This is a genomic window from Chitinophaga sp. 01L420 (genome assembly GCF_056399985.1).
In genome coordinates, this window is record NZ_JBFTSK010000021.1 from 1 (window position 1) to 24,570 (window position 24,570).

General features: G+C 45.6%; 20 protein-coding genes and 1 pseudogene. 18 read left to right on the forward strand and 3 right to left on the reverse strand.

The features are described from left to right. Positions 1-230 precede the first annotated feature (230 nt). A complete protein-coding gene (gene galK, locus AC1DP6_RS19895; RefSeq protein ID WP_477056396.1) occupies positions 231-1,391 on the reverse strand; it encodes a galactokinase in 1,161 nt (386 codons plus the stop codon). A 114-nt stretch (positions 1,392-1,505) separates the two neighbouring features. Then, positions 1,506-2,828, reverse strand: a complete 1,323-nt coding sequence (locus AC1DP6_RS19900; RefSeq protein ID WP_477056397.1) for a sugar MFS transporter — start codon at positions 2,826-2,828, stop codon at positions 1,506-1,508. A gap of 197 nt (positions 2,829-3,025) precedes the next feature. On the opposite strand from AC1DP6_RS19900, the gene AC1DP6_RS19905 reads away from it, so the two are divergent. From AC1DP6_RS19905 to AC1DP6_RS19980, 16 genes and pseudogenes are all read left to right on the forward strand, one after another. Beyond that, on the forward strand, positions 3,026-4,942 hold the full coding sequence (locus tag AC1DP6_RS19905) for an MFS transporter (protein WP_477056398.1): 1,917 nt from the start codon (positions 3,026-3,028) through the stop codon (positions 4,940-4,942). Continuing rightward, positions 4,914-5,879: an ROK family protein gene (locus AC1DP6_RS19910; RefSeq protein WP_477056399.1), complete on the forward strand. Its 966-nt coding sequence runs from the start codon at positions 4,914-4,916 to the stop codon at positions 5,877-5,879. The genes AC1DP6_RS19905 and AC1DP6_RS19910 overlap by 29 nt, the downstream gene beginning before the upstream one ends. A gap of 123 nt (positions 5,880-6,002) precedes the next feature. Then, positions 6,003-7,058, forward strand: coding sequence for a glycosylasparaginase (locus AC1DP6_RS19915; protein ID WP_477026537.1), 1,056 nt, complete (start codon positions 6,003-6,005; stop codon positions 7,056-7,058). A gap of 115 nt (positions 7,059-7,173) precedes the next feature. Next, positions 7,174-7,929, forward strand: a complete 756-nt coding sequence (locus tag AC1DP6_RS19920; RefSeq protein ID WP_477056400.1) for a copper homeostasis protein CutC — start codon at positions 7,174-7,176, stop codon at positions 7,927-7,929. A gap of 95 nt (positions 7,930-8,024) precedes the next feature. Next, positions 8,025-8,909, forward strand: a complete 885-nt coding sequence (locus AC1DP6_RS19925; RefSeq protein ID WP_477056401.1) for an alkaline phosphatase family protein — start codon at positions 8,025-8,027, stop codon at positions 8,907-8,909. Between the two features lie 126 nt (positions 8,910-9,035). After that, positions 9,036-9,803: an endonuclease/exonuclease/phosphatase family protein gene (locus AC1DP6_RS19930; RefSeq protein ID WP_477056402.1), complete on the forward strand. Its 768-nt coding sequence runs from the start codon at positions 9,036-9,038 to the stop codon at positions 9,801-9,803. Positions 9,804-9,872: 69 nt separating this feature from the next. Beyond that, complete coding sequence (locus tag AC1DP6_RS19935) at positions 9,873-12,170, forward strand: beta-N-acetylhexosaminidase (protein WP_477056403.1); 2,298 nt, start codon at positions 9,873-9,875, stop codon at positions 12,168-12,170. A gap of 237 nt (positions 12,171-12,407) precedes the next feature. Then, positions 12,408-14,336: pseudogene (nagB, locus tag AC1DP6_RS19940) on the forward strand (glucosamine-6-phosphate deaminase); the annotation flags it as partial. Between the two features lie 74 nt (positions 14,337-14,410). Next, positions 14,411-14,842 carry a phosphohydrolase gene (locus AC1DP6_RS19945; protein ID WP_477056404.1) on the forward strand — a complete coding sequence of 144 codons (432 nt, stop codon included), beginning with the start codon at positions 14,411-14,413 and terminating at the stop codon, positions 14,840-14,842. Between the two features lie 63 nt (positions 14,843-14,905). Continuing rightward, positions 14,906-15,484 (forward strand): hypothetical protein, encoded by a 579-nt coding sequence (locus AC1DP6_RS19950; RefSeq protein ID WP_477056405.1) that lies wholly within the window; start codon positions 14,906-14,908, stop codon positions 15,482-15,484. A gap of 167 nt (positions 15,485-15,651) precedes the next feature. After that, positions 15,652-16,029, forward strand: coding sequence for a hypothetical protein (locus AC1DP6_RS19955; protein WP_477056406.1), 378 nt, complete (start codon positions 15,652-15,654; stop codon positions 16,027-16,029). A 76-nt stretch (positions 16,030-16,105) separates the two neighbouring features. Further along, positions 16,106-16,942, forward strand: a complete 837-nt coding sequence (locus AC1DP6_RS19960; protein WP_477056407.1) for a hypothetical protein — start codon at positions 16,106-16,108, stop codon at positions 16,940-16,942. A gap of 93 nt (positions 16,943-17,035) precedes the next feature. After that, the gene (locus AC1DP6_RS19965) at positions 17,036-17,992 is read left to right on the forward strand and encodes a YeiH family protein (RefSeq protein ID WP_477056408.1); all 957 of its coding nucleotides are present in this window, start codon (positions 17,036-17,038) and stop codon (positions 17,990-17,992) included. A 125-nt stretch (positions 17,993-18,117) separates the two neighbouring features. Further along, positions 18,118-18,999, forward strand: coding sequence for a class I SAM-dependent methyltransferase (locus AC1DP6_RS19970; protein WP_477056409.1), 882 nt, complete (start codon positions 18,118-18,120; stop codon positions 18,997-18,999). Between the two features lie 40 nt (positions 19,000-19,039). Continuing rightward, the gene (locus AC1DP6_RS19975) at positions 19,040-19,735 is read left to right on the forward strand and encodes a type 1 glutamine amidotransferase (RefSeq protein WP_477056410.1); all 696 of its coding nucleotides are present in this window, start codon (positions 19,040-19,042) and stop codon (positions 19,733-19,735) included. 12 nt (positions 19,736-19,747) lie between these two features. After that, positions 19,748-20,716 carry a YpdA family putative bacillithiol disulfide reductase gene (locus AC1DP6_RS19980; RefSeq protein ID WP_477056411.1) on the forward strand — a complete coding sequence of 323 codons (969 nt, stop codon included), beginning with the start codon at positions 19,748-19,750 and terminating at the stop codon, positions 20,714-20,716. 104 nt (positions 20,717-20,820) lie between these two features. Here the strand turns inward: AC1DP6_RS19980 and murB are convergent, their stop codons facing one another. Beyond that, entirely contained in the window at positions 20,821-21,828 is a 1,008-nt protein-coding gene (gene murB, locus AC1DP6_RS19985) for a UDP-N-acetylmuramate dehydrogenase (protein WP_477056412.1), read from the reverse strand. Between the two features lie 74 nt (positions 21,829-21,902). Between murB and AC1DP6_RS19990 the strand changes: the two genes are divergently transcribed. Both AC1DP6_RS19990 and AC1DP6_RS19995 read left to right on the forward strand, forming a co-directional pair. Further along, complete coding sequence (locus tag AC1DP6_RS19990; RefSeq protein WP_477056413.1) at positions 21,903-22,565, forward strand: NAD(P)H-binding protein; 663 nt, start codon at positions 21,903-21,905, stop codon at positions 22,563-22,565. Between the two features lie 33 nt (positions 22,566-22,598). Continuing rightward, entirely contained in the window at positions 22,599-24,569 is a 1,971-nt protein-coding gene (locus tag AC1DP6_RS19995) for a hypothetical protein (RefSeq protein ID WP_477056414.1), read from the forward strand. Position 24,570 lies beyond the last annotated feature (1 nt).

A 24,570-nucleotide genomic window follows, 5' to 3' on the forward strand; every position in this document is an offset into this window, starting at 1 on the left:
GGCTAACTGCTAATAGCTAACTGCTGTTAGTAAATACAGCGGAGATAAAAGCGGAGAGAGTAAAATACTTTCCGCTAATATCTCCGCTGCATTTTTGCTAATGGCTAACTGCTAATAGCTAACTGCTGTTAGTAAATACAGCGGAGATAAAAGCGGAGAGAGTAAAATACTTTCCGCTAATATCTCCGCTGCATTTTTGCTAATGGCTAACTGCTAATAGCTAACTGCTGTTAGTAGCTAACCGCTAATGGCTGTACCGTTACACCTTCTTCAATGGTCGTTACGTATACTTCCGGTTCTTTACCATATTGATCCTGGTACCGGGATTTTATAAACGCTACATATTCAGTTACCTTTTCTGCTTTCACCAGGTTGATGGTACAACCACCAAAACCTCCTCCCATTACGCGGGCGCCGGCTACTTCTTCCCGCTGACGGGCAAGAGATACCAGGAAGTCCAGCTCAGGGCCACTTACCTCATAGAGTTTACTCAGTCCTTCATGTGTTGCATACATCAGTTCTCCAAACTGCTGCAGGTTGCCTTGCTTCAGTAAGCTAGTAGCATCCTGTACCCGCTGGATTTCTGCAATCACGTAATTACAACGGTCATATACTTTAGCGGAGATCTGATCCCGCACTTCATTCAACATCTTCATATCAGCATCCCGCAACGACTTAACGGCAGGGTGATTAGTCTGAATAGACTTAACGCCTTCCTCACATTGCTGACGGCGTACATTGTATTCGGAAGAGGCCAGCGAGTGATGCACCATAGAATTACACAGGACTACTTTATAGCCGGGGAAATTGAACGGGAAATACTCAAACTCCAGACTGCGGCAGTCCAGGCGCATTACCTGGTCCTTTTTGCCATGCAGGTTCGCAAACTGGTCCATGATACCACATTTTACACCAGGGAAGGTGTGCTCCGCCTTCTGACCTATTAATGCCATCTGCATACGATCCAGGCCATAGCCAAAGAGGTGATCCAGTGCCGCTACCAGTCCGCCCTCTACCGCAGCAGAGGAAGACATGCCTGCACCTACGGGAATATCGCCTGATATCACACAGTCAAAGCCCTGTACCGGCAAACCACGCTCCTGCAGCTGATTCACTACGCCCATCAGGTAGTTGATCCATCCGGGGGTAGGCTTAACGTCTGCCAGCGAAAAGGACACCGTTTCGTTGGTGAAAACGGCATGCGCATTACATTGCTGCGTATTGTTGAGCGCAATGGCGTATACAATTTTTTTATCGATCGCCGCAGGCAACACAAAACCATCATTATAATCTGTGTGTTCACCAATCAAATTGATTCTGCCGGGGGAAACGACCATCAGTGGCTCTTTCTCAAATAAGTGGATAAACTGCTCCCTGGTTTTCTGTATCATTAAAAGAAAATTAAACGTAAAATTTACACCTAAAAATATAAAAATGATTTAGAAATAAAAAAAAGGTTGTGCTGAAATTCAGCACAACCTTTTTTTAAGTGGATATATTAGGAATTATTTCTTTCCAATCTTGTCTCCTACCAGGGCATAAAACAGGATATACAGGTAGCAGGGCACCATGCAGTACAGGAACGCATGTCTGAAATCGATGCTGCTGCTGTAAAGGAAGTTAAACATACTGTGTTCGTTAAACATACCGGCATATACCTGTGGCAATACGCCGCCGCCCACAATACCCATTACCAGTAAGGCAGAGCCGATCTTTGTAAAACGACCCAGGCCGTCAATGGCCATTGGGAAAATGGCCGGCCACATCAGCGCGTTGGCAAGTCCAAGTAAAGCGATGAAGGTTACCGCAGAAGCGCCGGTATTAAAATAGGCCGCTATGGTAAATATCACCCCCAGCACCGCTGAGATCTGCAGACCTTTTTTACCACTGAGGTATTTCGGAATGGTGGCAATACCTATTACATATCCTACCAGCATGGCTACCAGGGTAAAAGAAGTAAAATATTTGCTGTCATCCACGCTCATACCCAATGAAGTACCATATTGTCCGATCACATCCCCTGCCATTACTTCCACACCAACGTACATAAAGATGCAAATCACGCCCAGCACCAGCTGAGGGAACTGGAATACGCTGGTTTTACCATGGGTAGCTGCTGCCGTGGAAGCATCTTCCGCATTAGTATCTATTTCAGGTAAAGAAGAACGTTTCAACAGGAACGCCAGAATAGCTAATATAATAGCAATGACCAGGTAAGGAGCGATTACACGGGAAGCCAGGCTATCGAGCAAAGCATTTTTCTGAGTAGCATCCACTGCGGCAGCAATATCTGCCTCCAGCTTTTCCGCACCTTTCAATACAATAGAGCTCAGGATCAATGGCGCCAGTGCACCCGCACTTTTGTTACAGATCCCCAGAATACTGATACGCTTGGCAGCACTTTCTTTGGGACCAATAATACTGGCGTACGGATTGGAAGCCGTTTGCAGCAAGGCCAGTCCGGCTCCCTGTACAAACAAACCTGTCAGGAAAATACCAAAGCTACGTGCGTTGGCAGCAGGAATAAAGATCAGGGAACCAACAGCTATGATCAGGAGTCCTAAGGCCATCCCGTTTTTGAATCCCGTTTTATTCAGGATAAAAGAAGAAGGAATAGAGAGGAAGAAATAGGCCATAAAAAAGGCCATGGTTACCAGCAGTGCCTGTGCCACATTCAGCTCACACACAATTCTGAAAAACTGGATCAATGTTCCGTTGAGCCAGGTAACAAAGCCGAATACGAAGAACAACATGCCTATAATAGCCATTGACTGCGCGTATCCTGCCTGTTTAGGAGGGAGATTCATTGTTACTGTTTGGTTGGACATAAGCTGTCAGAATTATTTTTTTTGATAAGCACGAACATAATTAAACTTCTCCTATATTTCGTGTATATTTCGCAAATATTTTTGCTAAAACGTTTTACCTAAATACTAAAATGCAAGAATAATTTTACTTTTTAAAAAATTTTAAAAAATTCTTTATACATTTATCCGGCAAAATTTCACTGTAACTTAACACGTTTATGACTCAGCAACCTAAACAAAGCGCACAAAGCACCCATCCGTCGTTCTTCGTGCTTATACTGGTTTTCTTTTTCTGGGGATTTTTGGCTGCGTCCAACAGTATCTTTATCCCTTTCTGCAAATCTCACTTTAACCTTACCCAACTGGAGTCTCAACTGATTGACTTCTCATTCTACAGTGCTTATTTCATAGGTTCACTGATTCTGTACCTGGCCTCTACTGCAAGGAAAGTAGATATCCTTAATAAGATCGGGTATAAGAAGGGTATTATTTACGGTTTATTGATCTCTGTACTGGGATCAGTGATCATGATCCCATGCGTAAATAAGGAAAAGATCGTTCCTATTAAGGAAACTATTGCTGACATCAGCGGTTTCCAGGTAGAGCAACAGCTGCAGACTTCTGACAGACAGGTGAAAATCCGTCGTGAGAAAGATCCTGATACTTACTCCCTGTTAATCAACAACAATGATGCTGCTGAAAAGTACACGACCAATCCTCAGTTAATTTCCGCGGTTTCCGGCGGCTTTACAAAAGATGAAGAGCACCATCAATATGCGGCTATCTTCACAAAAGCTAACCTGGAAAAGGTAGTTACAGTATTAGATACTGACTATAAACAAACAGTTACTTTCGGTTATTTTGCACTGATCCTGATGGCCTTATTTATTGTAGCCTTAGGATTTTCTCTGCAGCAAACTGCTGCCAACCCATTTGCTATTCTGCTGGGAGACCCTGCCAAAGGCGCACACCGTCTCAATCTGGCAGGTGGTATCAACTCCTTCGGTACTACTATCGGACCCATTATCGTGAGCATGTTGCTGTTCGGTAATATTAAAGGGGGTGATGTTAGCACTGATATCAGTAAGATCAATACTTTATACTTCCTCCTGATTGCCCTGTTCCTCATTGCAGCAGCCATTTTTGCTTTTGTAAAAATGCCGGAAAGCCAGGATACAGAAGCATTCGAGTCTTCTCCTAAAGCAACTAAATCCTTACTGGGTATCACTTTCATGTTCATCCTGATCCTCATGGGTCTGGTGCTGAAATTTGAACTGCCTATGTTTATCGCTGGTATCGTAGGTATTGTCGGTATCCTCTTCTACTCTAAAATGGCATCTGCCGGTAACAGTGAAGGCTGGGGCGCCATGAAATATCCACAGCTGATCCTCGGTATGCTGGCTATCTTCATTTATGTAGGGGTGGAAGTATCCGTTGCCAGTAACCTCGGCGCATTGCTGAAACATCCGGGTTTCCTGACCGCAAAAGGCCTGGCTGAATCCGAACTGGATCCTTATGTTTCCCTGTTCTGGGGCAGCATGATGATTGGTCGCTGGACAGGTGCTATCAGCGTTTTCAATGTCTCAAAATCAGTGCGTAATATTCTTTGTGTAGTGGTTCCYTTTGTTGCTTATGGTGTTATTCTCGGCGCTAACAGCATTAAAGGCAACGACATCACAGTGTTATATCCATATGCTATCTGTATAGTGGTGCAGATCATTGGCTTCTTTGCCGGACAGGATAAACCTGCCAAAACCCTGATGATCTTCGGTCTGCTGGGTGTTGGTTCTATCCTGATCGGATTATTCTCCACCGGTCAGCTGGCAGCATTTGCATTCATCAGCGGCGGATTATTCTGCTCTGTAATGTGGCCTAGCATTTTCGCATTATCTATTGCAGGTCTGGGCAAGTATACTGGCCAGGGTTCTGCATTCCTGATAATGATGATCCTCGGTGGATCTCTCATTCCTCCTGTTCAGGGTGGTCTCGCAGATATTCCAAGCATTGGTATTCACGCCTCTTACGTTATTCCGGCGCTGTGCTTTGCTTATCTCGCGTTCTTCGCATTTAGAGTTAAAACCATTTTAAAATCTCAAGGAATTGATTATGAGTCAGCAGTTAGCGGTGGGCATTGATATTGGAGGCACAAACACCAAATTCGGAATTGTAGATCGCAGAGGTAATATTTTATGTGATGGTCGTATGTTGACCAACCAGCATGAAGATGTAACTGGCTTTCTCGATGAATTACATCAACACTTGTCTGCCCTCATTGAACAGGCAGGTGGTATCGAAAACATAAAAGGCATCGGTGTAGGTGCGCCTAACGGCAACTACTACACCGGCAATATTGAATATGCGCCTAATCTGCGCTGGAAAGGGGTAGTACCTTTAGCCAGTTTGCTGGAGCAGAAATTTGGTTTGCCTACCGTGCTGACCAACGATGCCAATGCGGCCGCACTGGGAGAGCTGATTTACGGCGCTGCCAGGGGAATGAAAGACTTTATCGTGATTACCCTGGGTACAGGTGTAGGTAGCGGTATTGTTGCCAACGGACAACTGATTTACGGACATGATGGTTTTGCAGGTGAACTGGGCCACTGTATCGTGATTCCGGGTGGACGCTATCATTCTGGTACGGGTGCACATGGTTCGCTGGAAGCTTATGCTTCCGCTACCGGTGTTACCAATACTGCACTGGAGTTCCTGGCTACCCGCCCGGACACCCCCAGCATGATGCGGGAACATTCCAAAGAAGAAATCAATTCCAAACTCATCTACGAAGCTGCTATGAAAGGCGATCCGCTGGCCATGGAAGTATATGAGTTCACCGGTAAAATTCTCGGTGAAGCCCTCGCCAATTTCGTGATGTTCTCCAGCCCGGAAGCTATTGTGCTTTTCGGCGGCCTTACCAAAGCCGGTGACCTCATCATGAAACCTGTGCGGGAGCATATGGAAAAGAACCTCCTCCCTATTTTCCAGAATAAAGTTAAATTGCTGTTCTCAGAACTGAGAGAAAGTGATGCCGCGATTCTGGGTGCCAGCGCGCTGGCATGGGAAATGAAGGACTAAATAGCTGTTAGCGGTTAGCTTTTAGCCGTTAGTAAATGCAGCGGAGATTAACTGGATTTACTTTAAGGTTAATAACTAATCACTCTAACTAACAGCTAAAAGCTAACTGCTAAAAGTTATTTTATGAATAATAGAAGAACATTCCTGAAAACAGCGGCCCTTAGCGCCGCTGTTTTCTCTTTAGATGGAATAACGGGAACGACTGCACGTTCTCAGGGCAAACGCGGATCTGTGAAAGGAAAGCCCATCGTAGTATCTACCTGGGACTTTGGCCGCGCGGCCAATGCTGCCGCCTGGGAAATACTGAAAAAAGGCGGTCGCGCCCTGGACGCAGTAGAAGCAGGTGTGAGAGTACCGGAAGCAGATCCCAACAACCACACGGTAGGTTACTCCGGCTACCCCGACCGCGATGGACGTGTTACCCTGGATGCCTGCATCATGGATGAACATGGCAACTGCGGTTCTGTAGGTGCACTGGAACACGTTACCCATGCCATTTCAGTAGCCCGCATGGTGATGGAAAAAACACCGCATGTAATGCTGGTAGGTGACGGCGCCCTGCAATTTGCACTGGCCAACGGTTTTCAGAAAGAAAACCTGCTGACACCGGAATCAGAAAAAGCATGGAAAGAATGGCTGAAAACATCGGAATACAAACCGGTCATCAACATAGAAAACAAATCATACACACCCACCAATGGCGCTACAGCATTTAATCCGCTGATGCTGCCAGGTAATGTGTATAACCACGATACCATTGGTATGGTAGCCCTGGATGCCGAAGGCAACCTGTCCGGCGCCTGTACTACCAGTGGCATGGCTTTCAAACTACATGGCCGCGTAGGTGATTCTCCCATCATTGGCGCAGGATTATATGTAGATAATGAAATAGGCGCGGCTACCAGCACCGGTGTAGGAGAAGAAGTGATTAAAATAGTCGGCAGCCACCTCGTGGTAGAGCTGATGCGTCAGGGATATCCACCGGAAAAAGCCTGTAAAGAAGCAGTGGATCGTATCGTGAAGAGGAGTCCTTCCAAAGCAAAAGAAATCCAGGTAGGTTTCCTTGCCCTCAACAAAAAAGGAGAACATGGTGCTTACTGTCTCCAGAAAGGCTTTAGCTATGCCGTGTGCACCAGCGATACCAGCAATATTTTGATTGATGGTAAACACCATTTTTAGCTGTTAGCCATTAGCTTTTAGCTTTTAGTAAATGCAGCGAAGATGATCATTTACCAAGAGCTAAAAGCTAATCCGGCAAGCTAAAAGCTAATTACTAAAAGCTAAAAGCTGTTTTATGCCATTTACCCTCGAAATATGCGCCGCTTCTGTGGCTTCCTGTATTGCCGCAGAAAAAGGTGGCGCCAACCGGATAGAACTCTGTGATAATCTGCTGGAAGGTGGTACCACTCCCAGTTATGCTACAATCGCTATTGCCCGGAAAAAAGTAAAAATAGACCTCTACCCTATTATACGTCCACGTGGTGGCGACTTTCTCTACTCCGACCTGGAGTTTGAAGTAATGAAAAAAGATATTGAGCTATGCAAACAACTGGGCTGTAATGGCGTAGTGATAGGCATTCTCACCCCGGAGGGTCGCGTGGATAAACAACGCTGCAAAGTACTAACTTCTCTGGCATGGCCGATGGGCGTTACGTTTCACCGCGCATTTGATATGACAGATAATCCTTTTGAAGCGCTGGAAGATATTATTGCCATCGGCTGTGAACGAATCCTTACCTCTGGCGCCCGCAACACCGCCATAGAAGGAGCTTCACTGCTGAAAGATCTTGTAGAAAGGGCCGATGACCGGATCGCCATCATGGCAGGATCTGGTGTGCGTGCCAGCAACATCGCACAACTGATCACGACTACAGGTGTAACAGAATATCATACATCTGCCAAAGCCTATGAAGAAAGTAAAATGGTATATCGCAATCCCAATGTGAGCATGGGCGGCATTCCCGGCGTTCCTGAATATGGCATCTCCGCCACACAACAAAAAGAAGTCGAATTAATCCGTGAAATAGGCGAGAAAACATTACTATCTTAGCCGTTAACGTTTAGCTAAAGGTGCTATTTAAAGCCCATTATCAAAATTTAAAAAGCGTTAGCCAATTACTAACTGCTTTAAAAGTGAACAACGAAATGAAAAAACTGATCATTGCAACAAGTCTGTTGCTTGGCGGATTCTTCGCGCAGGCACAGATCAAAGGGGTTAAACACGTTATCCTGATAGGCATGGATGGCTTCGGTGCGTACTGTTTTCCGAAAGTGGATAATCCTAACATGAAACAAATGATGCAGGACGGTGCGTGGACCTTACAAGCCCGCAGTGTATTGCCCTCTTCCAGTGCGGTTAACTGGGCTTCCATGGTGATGGGCGCAGGCCCTGAAATACACGGATATACAGAGTGGGATAGCAAAAAACCAGAACTGCCTTCTCGTGAACTCGACCAGTACGGCATGTTCCCTTCTATCTACACCCTGCTCCGTGAACAAAAACCAAAAGCTGAAATTGGCGTTATCTACAGTTGGGACGGTATCGGCTATCTGTTTCCAAAAGCGGCAGTCAACAAACAACTGGCCTGTCATGATAACGACAGTCTCGCTACGGCAGCTTCTGTAGACTATATCAAAGAAAAGAAGCCGGACTTCCTGTTCATCCATTTTGATGAACCTGATGGCACCGGGCACAACATAGGTCATAATATTCAGCCTTACTTTGACCAGGTACACAAAAATGATATTTTGCTCGGCAAAATATTGCAGGCAGTAAAAGATGCAGGCATGTGGGAGAACACCATTATTCTGCTGACAGCAGATCACGGCGGTATCAAAAAAGGACATGGTGGCAAAACCATGGAAGAAATGCAGATTCCATGGATTATCCGTGGCCCTGGTATTGCAAAAAATAAAGAAATTAAAAGCAGTGTGATGACATACGATACCGCTGCTACCCTTGCATGGATCTTCGGATTAAAAACGCCGCAGGTGTGGATCGGAAGACCCGTAAAAGACGCGTTTAAATGATTTTGCGGTGCCGGGATGAAGTGATTTCAGGAAGAAAAGATAACCATTTGGTATTACCCTGGTTAATTGCTCTTCTCTAACAAATTCCTACATTCCGGCATCTGCAAATCCCTAAATAATGATGCTATGAAAAAAATGCTGCTAATTACCGTTGTATGTTTTACAGGTATAACACTTTTTGCACAAACACAAAAAGTAAAAATACTGACCTACAACATTCACCACGGAGAAAACATGAAACAGGCACTGGACCTGCAGGGAATTGCCAATGTAATTCTGGCAACCAACCCTGACCTGGTGGCACTTCAGGAAGTAGATAGCTCCACTTCCCGGACCAGTCAGTCGGATCAACTAAAAGAACTGGCTTCCATTACCGGCATGTATACCTATTTCGTTAAAGCCATGGATTTCGATGGTGGTGGCTATGGTACCGGTATTCTTTCCCGGTTTCCCATCAGCAACAGCATTACCCTGCCATTACCTTCCTCCAAAGGAAATGAGCCCAGGGCAGCAGGTATTGTGACCATACAATTGCCTGGTGATAGCACCCTGCGCTTCGTTACTACTCACCTGGATGCCGGTAAACATGCCACAGACAGGATAGCACAGGCGAATGCGCTGGCAGATTATTTCCGGGAAACAGCTACGCCTGTTATCATCGCCGGCGACTTCAACGCACTCCCGGCTTCAAAGGAAATCACCCTACTCAAACAGGTATTCACAGATGCCACCAGCCAGATGGGACCTACCTTCCCCTCTGATTCCCCCCGGATAAAAATAGATTATATCATGGTAGCTCCGAAACACAGATGGACGATCACCGGTGCCCGCATTATCGAAGAAACGGTAGCATCAGATCACCGGCCTGTGCTCTGTGAACTGGAAATCAAATAAGTATTTTCACAGGTAGTTGTTTTACCACCACCTGTGAAATATTAACAGCTAAAAAAAACAATCCATTATATGACAATGAAAAGAGTATTTCACCTGTGCTTACTAACAGCGGCAACAGGACTGTGGAGTTGTTCCGGCTCCCAACAGACCACTGCTCCGAAAGGTAAGGTGAGCATCATTCCTATGCCCGCCAGCATCAGCGAAAAAGCAGATTCTTTTTTGCTGGATAAGCAAACAGTCATCGTTGCTACCAATGAAAGCGACAAAAAAACAGCAGCCTTATTTAATGCGTGGCTGAAAGAACTGACCGGGTATGAACTGGAGATAAAAGACCAGGGAGATAAAAATGCCATCCTGCTCCACACCGGTAATGATACTACTAACGCAGAAGGATATACGCTGAATGCAGATCACAATAATGTGAGCATCAACGGTAACAGCAGCAGTGGCACCTTCTATGGTGTGCAGACACTCATCCAGTTGCTGCCCGTAGAAAAAGCACATGCCATGTACATACCGGGTGTAAGCATCACCGATGCCCCACGCTTCGCTTATCGCGGGCTGCACCTGGATGTAAGCCGTCACTTCTTTTCTGTAGAATTTGTGAAGAAGTACATCGACCTGTTGGCGATGCATAAGATGAATACCTTTCACTGGCATCTTACAGACGATCAGGGCTGGCGTATTGAAATAAAAAAATATCCACGTCTGCAGGAAATTGCTTCCAAAAGGAAGGAAACCATGGCAGGTCGTTATGACGACAATAAATACGATGGCAAACCTTATGGCGGCTATTATACACAGGAACAGGTAAAAGAAGTGGTACAGTATGCTGCTGATCATTTTGTAACCGTTATTCCTGAAATTGAAATGCCAGGTCACGCACTGGCAGCACTCGCGGCCTTTCCTAACCTGGGTTGCACCGGCGGACCATACGAAGTAGGCACCCATTGGGGCGTATATGATGATGTGTTCTGCGCAGGCAACGACAGTGCATTCCTGTTCTTACAGGATGTACTGGATGAAGTATTACCACTGTTCCCCAGCAAATACATTCACATTGGTGGAGATGAATGCCCTAAAGTACGTTGGGAAAAATGTCCTAAATGCCAGGCCCGCATGAAAAAAGAAGGCCTGAAAGATGAGCATGCGCTGCAAAGCTATTTCATACAGCGTATGGAAAAATACCTGAACAGCAAAGGCCGTCAGATCATTGGCTGGGATGAAATCCTGGAAGGTGGCCTGGCTCCTAATGCCACTGTAATGAGCTGGAGAGGTATTGAAGGCGGCATTACGGCAGCTCAGCAAAAGCATGATGTGATCATGACGCCCGGTGAATTCTGCTACTTTGATCATTACCAGTCAAAAAGTCCAAACGAGCCACTGGCTATCGGTGGATTCCTCCCGGTAAACAAAGTATACTCCTATGAGCCCGTACCGACAGAGCTGACCAGCGATCAGGCAAAATATATTAAAGGGGCGCAAGCCAATCTCTGGTCAGAATATATTGGCAATAACGACTACATGGAATACATGGTATATCCGCGTGCGTCTGCATTATCAGAAGTATTGTGGTCTCCGAAGGACAAACGTAATTACGACAACTTCATTGACAGGCTGAAAGTTCATGTAAAACGACTCGACCTGAAAAAAGTGAATTATGCCAAACATGTATTTGAAGTAACCGGTACTGTAGCCGACAATGGTAAAGGTGGTGTGCAGGTGATATTGGCCAGTAAGCTGGATGGTGGTAAAATATTTTTCACTACCGATAGTACTGCCCCTACCCCTCAGGCGACTCCTTATACGCAAGCGATACAAATCAGCCATGCAGGCACTATCCGCGCGCAGGTGTTTTTGGATGGCAAACCTTTTGGCAACGAATTTAGCCAGACGTTCATCTTTCACAAAGGGATGGCTAAAAAAGTAACCCTGGCATCCGCAGCAGATAAAAGTCATAGTCCTGCCAGCACGTTTACACTGGTAAATGGCCTGGAAGGCAATGCCAGCTATGATGATGGCGAGTGGTTTGGTTTCAAAGGCAGCAATATGGAAGCAGTGGTAGAACTGGATAGTATCCAGGCAATTCAACTGGTAGGTATCAATACTATCAATGCTAAAGGAGACTGGATTTATCCGCCCAAACAGGTGGTATTTTCTGTATCTGATGATGGCAAGACTTATAAAGAAGTATACAAACAAACCGCCTTTGCGCAACAAGGCATTAACAAAGTACGTGGCAAACTGCAACAGGTACGTGGTCGTTTTGTAAAAGTGCAGATGCAGAACTTTGGTAAGATCCCTGCTGGTGCAGCAGGAGCAGGCAGCCCCGCATGGTTGTTTGCTGATGAGTTCATAATTGACTAAAAATCAGAAAACCGTCCGTGCAATTGCGCGAACGGTTTTCATCTTATGACTCCTACACCAAAATATGTGATACGGCCTTCAACCGCTGTATGCTAAACATATTAACGAGATCAAATATTAAATGGTTCACTACAAGCTAAAGAAATATAATTTAAATTTTGCTAAATAATAATGCGCATTAGCAGTAATTTCTTTAATTTTCCGGCTCGTTTTTAAACCGCATCTAATCAAAAACGTTTACAAATGACGATTAATCATCAGGAAATCGAACTGATCGACAGCTTTGAACAAATTGCTGTGGAAATACATCCTTCTGCCAAAGAGGGTTCCAAAGCAGTGGCGCAGGAAATTGCCGCGTTAATCCGCGAAAGACAGGCTGCCGGTCAAAAATGTATCTTAGGATTGGCAACAGGGTCCACTCCTAAATATCTCTATGCAGAACTGGTACGTTTGCACAAAGAAGAAGGGTTGAGCTTCAAAAATGTAATAACATTTAACCTGGATGAATACTATCCAATAGAGCCGGATGCTTTACAGAGCTACAACCGCTTTATGAAAGAGCACCTGTTCAATCACATCGATATCCCGGAAGGACAATACTTTATTCCGGATGGCACGATTCCGAAAGATCAGATCAAAAAATATTGTGAAGAATACGATAAGCGCATTGAATCGTTAGGTGGTATTGATATCCAGGTATTGGGTATTGGTAACAACGGCCATATTGGTTTCAACGAGCCAGGTGCCAATATGAATTCACATACCCGTCTCGTTACACTGGACAACAGCACCCGTTTGGCCAATGCCTACGAGTTCCCTAATATGAGCCAGGTGCCTCGTTTGGCGATCACCATGGGTCTGAGCACCATCTTCAAGGCAAAACGCATTTTGCTGATGGCATGGGGTTCCCATAAATCCAAAATAGTACGCCGCTCTGTGGAAGGTCACAGTACCGACCAGGTACCTGCTTCCCTGCTGCAACAGCATCCGAACTGTAAATTCATCATTGATGAACAGGCAGCAGCGGAACTCACCCGTTTCAATGAGCCATGGCTTACCGGCGATTGCGAATGGACTCCCGGTCTGATCCGCAAGGCAGTAACCAGCCTGGCACTGAAACTGAATAAGCCTATCCTGATGCTCACCGATAAGGACTATAACGAAAATGGTTTGAACGACCTGATCGTACAATATGGTTCTGCCTATGAGCTGAATATTGAAGAGTTCAACGCTATCCGCGATACCATTACCGGCTGGCCTGGTGGTAAACCTGGTCCGCAGTTACCGGCGCATCCGGAACGTTCTGAACCCGCTAAAAAACGTGCACTGATCTTCTCTCCCCATCCTGATGACGATATCATCTCTATGGGTGGTACTTTTATCCGCCTGCACGAACAGGGTCATGATGTACACGTAGCTTACCAGACTTCCGGCAACATTGCCGTAACAGATGAATTCCTCCTGCGCTTTATTGACTTCGCAGTAGGGTTTGAAGGTATGTTCGACATCGACAAGAGCAAAAGCTCCCTGATCCTGGATGAAGCGAAAGCATTTATCCGCACCAAGAAACCAAGCCAGAAAGATACACCGGAAATCCGCGCTATTAAAGGGCTGATCCGTCGTTGCGAAGCAAAAGCTACCTGCCGTTACGTAGGCGTGGAAGACAATGCTCACTTCATGAACCTGCCTTTCTATGAAACCGGTCTGGTGGAAAAGAAACCAATGGGGCCTGAAGATGTTGCCCTGACAGTAGAACTGCTCCGCAAACTGAAACCACAGCAGATCTTCTGTGCTGGTGACCTCGCCGATCCACATGGTACCCACAAGGTATGCCTCGACATTATTTTCGCTGCACTCGACATCGTAAAATCAGAAGACTGGGCGAAAGATTGCTGGGTATGGCTGTATAAAGGCGCATGGCAGGAATGGGAAATTCATGAAATTGAAATGGCTGTTCCAATGAGCCCTGACCAGGTAATGCAGAAACGCCTCGGTATCTTCATCCACCAGAGTCAGAAAGATGTGGTGCCTTTCCAGGGTACCGATCTGCGTGAATTCTGGCAACGTGCAGAAGACCGTAACGCTAACACCGCTGATCTCTACGACCGTTTAGGCTTACAGAAATATGCCGCGATGGAAGCATTCGTACGTTATCATTTTATGTAAATAAGTTTTAATTTAGGGATTTTCTACTGCTACCGGCTAAAACCAGGCAGGAGAAAATCCCTGAATTTTTTAATATGAATCTGACCAGAGCAATAGAAATAGCCACGGAGGCCCATAAAGACCAGGTAGACAAATACGGACAGCCCTATATAGGGCATGTATTCCGGGTAATGCAACTGGGCCGTACCGAGGACGAGAAAATAGTAGGTGTATTACATGATGTAGTGGAAGACACCGACTGGACCTTTGAAGCATTGGAGCAGGAAGGACTGCCCCCACACCTGCTGGCAGCCCTTTATTGCGTGACCAAACTGGAAGAAGACGAAGACTATGACCATTTTGTAGACCGGACCCTTCAGAACCGCCTCGCCTGCATGGTCAAACTCAATGACCTGACAGATAATATGGATATCAGGCGTATGACAGACGTAAAAGAGCACGATATTGCCCGCCTCAACAAATACCTGCATGCCTACCGGAGAATTGCGGCAGCCGTTATCCAGTAGAATTTTTTTTCAACACCTTCCGATTAAACTATTAAATTACAGTAGAAAACAGAATAGCCATCAATGGAAAACGATATCCTCATTGACTTTAGGTTTGCCAAAGAGAAGCCAAGATTCGGTGAATTATTCTTAATTACAGGAGAAGAGCATCCTAAATTTCCGCCCAGGAACAAATTTTTTGCACAACTGGCGCCATTGGGTTTTGAACAACTCGATGATTTTTTCGGTATCCTCAATAGCGAAGATACCGGTGACGACGTGCTGGTATGGCTTTTTCCCATGCTCAACGGGGAAGAAGTATTTCACAACAGCGGCCCATTCGATGCCATCCGGCTGTCATACAGCGCACTGCGCAATGCACCGGTGAACATCTCCCTCCTGCAGGATTGTTTCAATACAATCAAAGGAATGCCCGATGTGGAAATAGCATTTGAAGGCAGCAACATCTCCGACTTTGCCCCCGTGCAAAAGAAAGCAGATGAAATTGTAGCCTACTGGCGCGATAACGACATAGAACCCGGCTCAGAACAAAGCCTTCTGATTGAAGAAGAGGAAGAAGACTGGGAAGATGAGGAGGATGACTGGGACGACAATGATGATTGGGAAGAAGAAGCCGACGCCAACGGAAAAAAAGAAAAATAAGATCTTATATAGCAGGGTGTCTCTCATCAGACACCCTCTTTTTTTAGCGCTACTGCGAAAGCAGTGCAGTCATCGCCAGCCATAATTTACTTTTGCTACTTCCATTTTTATTTTTATATTTCGTAAATTGAAATAACTGTACCTAACCTGACTTACGCCAACGGATCATGAATAAACAAGCCAACAAAAAAGGCATCGCAGCATTGTTGCTGGTAGCCGCTTTAATACTGGTATTGCTCATTTCCGGTATTCCCTCTGCCCACAAGGCAAATAAAAAGAATTGTGTACCCACCAGTGGTATTGTACAGGAAGTGAAAAATGGCCCTCCCGGGATCATGGTTCACCTGAAAAACGATCCAAAAATTTATTACATCTCCCGTAAATCCAATACCGGCATCACATTAAATGCACTGGAACAACAATTACGTGGTAAAAAAATACAACTCTACACCTCATCCGACTGGTCTCCCCTGGACCCGTTTTCCACGATGAAACAAATTCATCGCCTTCAATTAGCCGATACCGTTATATACGCCGAATTCTAGGCCCAATCTTTGTGCGGATGCAGCACAGATGGAAGCCGGAGTCCCTTCCATCCCCATTAAACAGTAATTTTACCATATGCATCTCAACAAACACTTGTCCTGCCTCGCATTGGCAGTATTACTAGTATCGTGCGATCTGAAAAACAAAAGCAAATACGATAACGAAGAAGGAACCACTACTACCAGGAACAGCACTAAGAAAGGCAACACCCCTAAAATAGCAGGTGCCGTTGCACCTATCATCAGCGAAAGAATCAGCGGAGGCGCTACGATATACAATAATCCCGATGGCGAACCAATGGTATCGCTGCTGGACTATATCCCCCTGCGCTGTGCCCCCGTAAAAAAAGACTGGTACCCCGTTAGCGTGGATTTTGATATTACAAAGGAAGAATTCAGCAAACCACTGTTCACAAAAGGCCGCAAAATAAAAGTCAACGGCGTAACCGCCGGTGTATTGCAGCGGGATATGAAATTACCGGTATCTACCAATGGCGAAAAAATGTGGGCTACCATTAATGGCTACACGGAAAAGAAAAATATCCGGAATGGCTCTATTATAGAAACCGCGCTCACCAGCTACCTGAAACAACACGCCGGCCGCAGTACAGATGATATGCAGCCTTTCATCCGTAATTTTAAACTGGAAGAAGAAACAGCACTTAAACCTTATACGCTGTATTTCAACTATGAAAGCGGTATAGATGACCCCAGCCCATTGTATCGCCTGGCCCTTGTTTTCCAGGGCAAACAACTTATAGGCATACTACACTCCCGCCCGCTGCAACTGGATGGCAGTACCGCCCGCCGCCTGCAACGCGGCTTTACCGTGAACTATCTCAATGGCATTGATAAAATGCTGAAGGAAGATTTCGCAGGAAAGTTTAACAAGTTCATTCTCTCTGTTGATTAAGATCATAACTTTTAGTTATCAGCTATCACTTATCAGCATTTGACTTCGGTACTGCAGATACGGACCTTTGTGTTTCATTACAAATGTTCGTGTATGCAACAACAGAAGATAGCAGGCGCCTGGTTAACTCACAACACGGCTAAAATAATATTCCTCACCGCAGCAGCCATTACGCTGCTGCCAATCGTACAACCGCCGGTAGCACTGCTCCTGGGCTTTGCCCTGGCACAAACTACCGGCAATCCATTCCCGGTGGCCACACCACGCATCACCCACTGGCTGCTGCAGCTCTCCATTATCGGAATGGGATTTGGCATGAACGTACACAGCGCACTGAAAGCAGGCAGAGAAGGTTTGGTGTTTACCATCACCGCCATTGCTGCCACACTGATCACCGGGGCTATTTTAGGGAAACTGCTGGGCGTTGATAAAAAAACAGCCCACCTGATTTCCTGTGGTACCGCCATCTGCGGTGGTAGCGCCATCGCGGCTATCGCACCGGTGATGAAAGCCGGAGAAAAACAAATTTCCGTTGCACTGGGCATCATCTTTTTACTCAATGCCCTGGCACTGTTTATATTCCCTGCGGTAGGTCACCTGCTGAATTTATCCCAGCAACAATTTGGATTGTGGTGCGCCATCGCTATTCACGATACCAGCTCTGTTATAGGCGCTGCCAACAAATACGGCGAGGACGCCCTGCAAATAGCCACCACCGTAAAACTGTCACGCGCCCTCTGGATTATTCCTGTAGCATTTATCACCACCCTGCTTTTCAAAACAGCCGGCAGTAAAATAAAAATCCCCTGGTTCATCGCCATTTTTGTAATCGCTATGCTACTCAATACCTGGGTGCCGTTTGTACGACAAACAGGACCATTTATGGTGCAAAGCGCCAAAACAGGTTTATCACTCACCCTGTTCCTGATAGGTACCAATCTCAACAGAGAATCATTACGGGGTATTGGACGGAAACCTTTACTGCAAGGGGTTTTATTATGGGTATTTATCAGCACTGCTACACTGATAGCCATTTGCGCCCTGGTGTAAGCTACCGGGGAAAATCCCATGATAATCTAATTCTCATTTTTACATATATTTGATTATAGTTCAAGAGACGCAACCGAAATAACCAGGTAACCAGATCCAATAACAAATATGACTACACGTAATTCATGAGCCGGTCTCCCGCCACCAAATCGGGCACCTATATGGCTGCATTCCGTGCCATTGAGAGTACCAAACCGGAAAAAGAACGATTGCTTCATGATCCGTTCGCCGCTGTATTCCTGTCCAAATTCTACCAGCTTTTACTGGCCTGTTGCAGCATTTCGCTGTTCCGCAATATCATCACCGCATGTATACAATTTCACTGGCCCGGTACTTTCACCGCCGCAGTAGCCAGAACAAAATTAATTGACGACATGATCGTGGATGCAGTCAGAAATGAAGGTGTGAACCAGGTCATTATTCTGCATGCCACATATGATACCAGAGCACATCGCTTAAAGGTAGGCTTACCACTGCATTATGTGGAAATGGACCATCCGGATCTTCAACATCGCAAACGTACCATGCTGGCCTCATTGAAAGGATTACCCAATGTACCGGTAGATTACGTACAACTGAATATGAACACCCAACAGATTTCAGAAGTCATTCCTCAGCTATTCTATCGCCAGCATTATAAAACATTATTTCTCTGGGAAGGACTCACCTCCACTATGGAAGCCAAACAGGGAGAAGCGATCTTTCATCATATCAGAAAATTCAGTCCCGGCACACAAGCCATCTTTACCTATATAGAAAAAGCAGTGCTGGAAAATCCGAAAGCATTTTATGGTTTTGAAAAGGTAAACCGGTTACTCCGTCGCGCCGGTGAAGACTGGGATTTCGGCATGTGTCCGGCCGAACTCCATGCCTATCTTGATGCGCACGATATGAAAGTCCGTTATGATGGTGGTGCCGCAGACTACCGCGCACAATACTTCGGAGAGAAGAGTAAGCAAATGAAAGGCTATGAATATTTCAGGGTAATAAGAGTAGAAGTGAAATAGCAGGCGTATCTTCGGTAAATCATTTTTTACCAATCCGCATATGCATATTCACTACTTTCAACATGTGCCTTTTGAGGGATTAAGCTGCATTGCTGACTGGGCGGCTAAAGGAAACCATACCGTCACTCATACCCGCTGGTACGAAAATACAGACGCCACTGCACTGGCCAACGCTGAATGGCTCATTATCATGGGAGGTCCCATGGGTGTATATGAACAGGATCAGTATGCCTGGATGTCCAGCGAAATAGCCCTCATCCTTGAGGCTATTCAGCAAAATAAAAAAGTACTCGGTATATGCCTGGGGGCACAGTTGGTAGCTACTGCACTTGGAGCTAACGTATATCCACATACGCAAACTGAAATCGGCTGGTATCCGCTGGATCTCAGCTTCCAGGATAAGGCAGCACCACTACAGGCTGTACTACCAGCCCATTTCAACACTTTTCATTTTCATGGCGATACCTTCGATGTTCCTGCCGGCGCTACCCGCTTTGCAGCCTCCGCAGCCTGCAGCCACCAGGCATTCATTTACGGTGACCGTGTAATTGGCTTACAATTTCATATGGAACTCACCCGGGAAAGCTTGCAGGAGATGCTGACTTTTGGTGCTGCTACTATCGCTGCCGGTGGTTCCTTTATTCAAAGTGAAGAAAAAATACATCAGCACGAAAACCTGCTGACACAAAATAATGATATCATGTATCGCCTGCTGGATTATATGGCGGCGCTATAAAAAACTGATTGTATGAATGCTGCGTTTGATGTGCTGATTATAGGTGGAGGCCCCATTGGTCTCGCCTGCGCACTGGAAGCCAAGAGAGCCGGACTTAACTATATTATCATAGAAAAAGGCTGTGTAACAAATTCTCTCTATAACTATCCTTTGTACATGACTTTCTTTTCTACTTCAGAAAGACTGGAAATCGGGAATGTACCTTTTGTATCCATCAATCCCAAGCCTACCAGGCCGGAAGCATTGGAATATTATCGTAGAGTAGCTACTTCTCATCAACTGAATATAAGGTTGTTTGAAGAAGTGGAACAGGTAACACCTAACGCCGGCGAATATACGATTACCACCAGCAAAGCTACTTATCATGCCCGGCACGTAGTGATCGCTACCGGCTTTTATGATATCCCGAATCTGATGCAGATCCCCGGTGAAAATTTACCTAAAGTCACCCATTACTACAAAGACCCTCACTTTTACGCCACACAGGATGTAGTAGTGATAGGTGCGGCTAATTCTGCTGTGGATGCCGCACTGGAAACCTATCGCAAAGGCGCCCGCGTAACCATGGTGATAAAGCAGTCTGGCATCGGTTCCCGGGTAAAATACTGGGTGAAACCGGATATTGAAAACCGTATTAAAGAAGGATCTATTAAAGCATATTTTTATTCCTCCTTACAGGCTATCCGGGAACGCGAAGTTGATATTGTAACTCCCGATGGCACCATCACCATTCCGAATGATTTTGTGATTGCGATGACCGGCTATCAACCGAACTTCCACTTGCTGGAAAAAGCAGGTATTGCTTTATCTGACGACAACATAAAAATGCCGGCATACAATCCTATCACCATGGAAACAAATATGCCCCGTATTTACCTTGCTGGTGTGGTTTGTGGCGGGATGAACACACATGTGTGGTTCATTGAAAATTCAAGAGAGCATGCAGGAAAAATTATCGCAAATATTAAAAGTAGCTGTTAGTTTTTAGCTTTTAGCTTTTAGCAAAATGCAGCAGAGAACATAATTTATATGTTTATCTCTGCTGCATTTTGCTAAAAGCTAAAAGCTAACAGCTAAAAGCTCTTTCAGCATATATTCACTTCTCTCTCCAGCAGCACCCCGAATTTCTCTTCCACACTATCCAGTACCTGCTGAGATAAATCATATATTTCGTTGCCCTTGGCATGGCCATAATTCACCAGTACCAGGGCCTGTTTTGCGTGTACACCGGCATCGCCCTTACGATAACCTTTCCAGCCACATTGCTCTATCAGCCAGCCTGCTGCCAGTTTGAACTGTTCATCAGCTACAGGATACGCCACCAGCTGTGGGAAAGCAGCATGCAGCGCGGTATACTGTTCTTTGCTGATAGTAGGATTTTTAAAGAAGCTGCCGGCATTACCAATCTTTGCAGGGTCAGGCAGTTTTGAAGAGCGGATGTTAATCACCGCCTGGCTGATAGCCTGTATAGAAAGATCGGATACATTCATCCGTTGTAGTTCTTCATTGATAGCACCATAGCTGGTATTGAAATGCGGCTGTTTACTTAAACGATAAGTAACGGATAAGATGGCAAACTGCTGCCGGTATTCTTTTTTGAAAATACTTTCCCGGTAACCGAAATGGCAATCTGCATTGTTGAAGGTAACGATGCTCCTGTCTTTCAGGTGTAAGGCTTCCAGCTCATGAAACACGTCTTTTATTTCCACGCCATAGGCGCCAATGTTCTGCATAGGACTGGCTCCTACATTGCCGGGTATCAGCGACAGATTTTCCAGGCCGGCCAGATTCAGGCTGATACAATGCTGTACAAACTGATGCCAGTTTTCCCCTGCTCCTGCTTTCACATATACGTAATCGTTATCTTCTTTCACTACGGATATTCCTTTAATTTCATTTTTCAGCAGCCAGCCGTTAAAGTCCTGTGTAAACAGGATATTACTCCCGCCACCCAGGATCATTTGAGGCAACTGTTGTTGTTCGGTAACTTCCAGCAGTTCTTCTACAGTCGAAAAAGACGCGAAATAACGCGCAACAGCGTCAATGCCAAAAGTATTATATGATTTGAGCAGAACATTTTCTGATACCTGCATAATAACCTAAATTTATGGTCAGCAAAGATAACCGCAAATCACTTAGAAATTTCTACATCTCATAATCCATTTTCATGAATAAAACTGCGATTGTCATAGGCGCAACAGGGCTAACTGGAACACATCTTGTGGCAGCGCTGCTGCAGGATCCTGCCTTCAGTAAAGTGAAAATACTGATCCGGCAGCCATGGGCGCACGCCAGGCCCCGCCTGGAAAGTGTTATCGTAGATTTTGATGATGCAGAAAGCCTGGCATCCGCACTGCAGGGCGATGTGCTTTTTTGCTGTATCGGTACTACCATTAAAAAAGCCGGTACCCAGGAAAAATTCAGAGAAGTGGACTATGGCATTCCTGTAAAATGTGCCAGGATAGCGCATGAACAAGGCGTATCACAGTTTGCCCTTATGTCGTCCATTGGTGCAGATCCACATGCCCGCAACTTTTATTTACGTACCAAAGGCGAAACAGAAGAAGCCGTTCAATCCTTTGGCTTCCGGGGCGTATATATTTTCAGGCCTTCCGTATTAATTGGCTCCCGGAAAGAATTCAGGTTAGGCGAATGGATAGGAAAATATCTTATCCAGCTCTTTTATTTTTTATTACAGGGGAGATGGAAAAAATACCGGGGGATTAAAGCAGCAACCGTTGCCAATGCCATGATAGCCGCCATAAAGCACGCTGATACCGGCGTCAGTATCTTTGAATCTGACGCCATTCAAAGCATGGGCGCTTCATGAAAATCCGAAAATTCAGTCTTATCTTTAGCGCGTATGAAAAAATGGGTCCTTCTTCTGGCTGTTGCAGGTATTGCAATGTTTCCCTGTTCTATACAGGCACAGGTAAACAGTTATTTCCCTGAAATATGGAAAGAAAAGCCGCTGCTGCATACGGTCACTTCCACAGATCATCCTTATACGATTCTCGATTACCGTCTGGTAAGAGATTTCAATGTGAGCAAGCAGGACAAAGCCAACAACTGGTCGCACTACAAAACGATTTATAAAAACGTAAAAGTCAATACACAACCCGCTGCCGATAGTTTGACCCAACTGATCATGACGTTAGAGATCAACGAAGTGCTGCGCGGGATGCGCCTGCGGATGCTCGCTCCCAACGGAGAAGCCACCGATCTCAATGACAAGATCAGGATGATTGTACTGAATGATAACCGCAAGGCCCTTGTAGTCAACAACCTCGTACTGCAGCCAGGCGCAGAACTGGAATATGAACTGAGCCTGAAAGTAGCGTACGATTATGCAAGCTCGGAATATCTGCAATCACCTATTCCCAGCAATCATGTAAGCTTTACCCTGGTGGCTCCTAAAGAGTTGGAATTCCGGTTTAAAACCAGTTCAGGTGTACCTGCCCTCAGCGACAGCATAGCCGGTAATAACCGCTATTATCAGCTAAATATGCAAAATGTGCCGGAGCTTAAAAACAGCGACCTGTATTATTACCTTCCACAGCTCAAGCGTATTGACTTTGCGCTGCATGAGGCGATAGAAGGAAAAGATACTACCCGCATCCGCTGGCAACAATTCGGCGAAGAAGGTTATGTTCCCCTGGTAGCCGTATCCAAAGCGGAATACAAACAACTGGAAAAAGAACTGCAGAAATGGCCGTTCACGAAACAACGGATGCCTACCACACAGATGATTTACCTGGTAGAACAATTTGTAAAAACAAATTTTGAACTCACCCCACCATCTGAAACCGGCGAAACAATGGATCTTATTTCCATTATCCGTACCAGACGCGCAGAAAAGGTGGGCATGGCCCGCCTGTTGAATGCCGTCTATTACATGCTGAATATCCCCACACAAGTGCTGTTCACCTCTTCCCGTGATAGCCTGTTGCTGGACAGTCAGCTGGTCAACAGACAGCTGGCCAAAAATATATTACTGTATTTCCCTACAGCACAGCAGGCGCTGGCGCCATCGGAGATGGATACGCGCTTTCCCTGCTATCCGGCATTATGGGCTGGCATACCTGCCCTGCGCTGCCGCGATACCCTTATTGGCCAGGAAAGCAAAGTACTGACGGACTTCATCACTACCCCGGTAACACCTTATACCGTTAGTAATATTTCCATAGAGGCCACCCTCAAATCAATCACGGACCCGGCCTGGGAGGTGAAGCAATCTTTTGGCGGCTATCCGGGTGCAAATATTAAATCTGCCTTTGCTATCACCGGCCAAACCACAGAAGGAAAGTTCAAAATATACAATGCCCTCTTACCTTTTGAACCAGGCGTGAGAAAACCAACAGCAGTGGCAACAGAAAATGCGCTATTCGATAACCGCACGCAGGATAAACCGATGGTGCTGAACAGTACACTGAATACACCATCTCTCATAGAAAATAAAAATACAGAGATCAATATCCATATTGGTCAACTGCTGGGGGGCACCTTGTCTGCAGATATACCATTGCCGGCAGGTACATTACCCATACAGATGTCTTTTCCTTATTACCAGGAAAAAAGAATCAACATACCTATTCCGGCAGGTTATAAAGTAGCTAACAAAGGGGATTTTTCGGCAGATATCAGCGATAAAGGACCACAACCAGCATTGGGTTATAAAATGCGCTGCGAACAGGAAGGCAACGTGCTACATATCTTTATCGTTGAGTGGTACCGGCAAATGGACTTTTACGGAGAAAATAAAAACATATTCGGACAAATGCTGAACAACATCCGCAAGGTGCAACAGCAGGACCTGGTACTGGTAAAAGAATAGC

Bases quoted from the DNA above. Each gene is read 5' to 3' on its own strand.
- AC1DP6_RS19930 (WP_477056402.1), top strand. From the start codon at position 9,036: ATGAAAAAAATGCTGCTAATTACCGTTGTATGTTTTACAGGTATAACA.
- murB (WP_477056412.1), bottom strand. From the start codon at position 21,828: ATGCAGGTATCAGAAAATGTTCTGCTCAAATCATATAATACTTTTGGC.
- AC1DP6_RS19990 (WP_477056413.1), top strand. From the start codon at position 21,903: ATGAATAAAACTGCGATTGTCATAGGCGCAACAGGGCTAACTGGAACA.
- AC1DP6_RS19975 (WP_477056410.1), top strand. From the start codon at position 19,040: ATGCATATTCACTACTTTCAACATGTGCCTTTTGAGGGATTAAGCTGC.
- AC1DP6_RS19995 (WP_477056414.1), top strand. From the start codon at position 22,599: ATGAAAAAATGGGTCCTTCTTCTGGCTGTTGCAGGTATTGCAATGTTT.
- AC1DP6_RS19910 (WP_477056399.1), top strand. From the start codon at position 4,914: ATGAGTCAGCAGTTAGCGGTGGGCATTGATATTGGAGGCACAAACACC.
- AC1DP6_RS19925 (WP_477056401.1), top strand. From the start codon at position 8,025: ATGAAAAAACTGATCATTGCAACAAGTCTGTTGCTTGGCGGATTCTTC.
- AC1DP6_RS19970 (WP_477056409.1), top strand. From the start codon at position 18,118: ATGAGCCGGTCTCCCGCCACCAAATCGGGCACCTATATGGCTGCATTC.
- AC1DP6_RS19945 (WP_477056404.1), top strand. From the start codon at position 14,411: ATGAATCTGACCAGAGCAATAGAAATAGCCACGGAGGCCCATAAAGAC.
- AC1DP6_RS19920 (WP_477056400.1), top strand. From the start codon at position 7,174: ATGCCATTTACCCTCGAAATATGCGCCGCTTCTGTGGCTTCCTGTATT.
- AC1DP6_RS19935 (WP_477056403.1), top strand. From the start codon at position 9,873: ATGACAATGAAAAGAGTATTTCACCTGTGCTTACTAACAGCGGCAACA.
- AC1DP6_RS19950 (WP_477056405.1), top strand. From the start codon at position 14,906: ATGGAAAACGATATCCTCATTGACTTTAGGTTTGCCAAAGAGAAGCCA.
- AC1DP6_RS19960 (WP_477056407.1), top strand. From the start codon at position 16,106: ATGCATCTCAACAAACACTTGTCCTGCCTCGCATTGGCAGTATTACTA.
- AC1DP6_RS19980 (WP_477056411.1), top strand. From the start codon at position 19,748: ATGAATGCTGCGTTTGATGTGCTGATTATAGGTGGAGGCCCCATTGGT.
- AC1DP6_RS19900 (WP_477056397.1), bottom strand. From the start codon at position 2,828: ATGTCCAACCAAACAGTAACAATGAATCTCCCTCCTAAACAGGCAGGA.
- galK (WP_477056396.1), bottom strand. From the start codon at position 1,391: ATGATACAGAAAACCAGGGAGCAGTTTATCCACTTATTTGAGAAAGAG.
- AC1DP6_RS19965 (WP_477056408.1), top strand. From the start codon at position 17,036: ATGCAACAACAGAAGATAGCAGGCGCCTGGTTAACTCACAACACGGCT.
- AC1DP6_RS19915 (WP_477026537.1), top strand. From the start codon at position 6,003: ATGAATAATAGAAGAACATTCCTGAAAACAGCGGCCCTTAGCGCCGCT.
- AC1DP6_RS19955 (WP_477056406.1), top strand. From the start codon at position 15,652: ATGAATAAACAAGCCAACAAAAAAGGCATCGCAGCATTGTTGCTGGTA.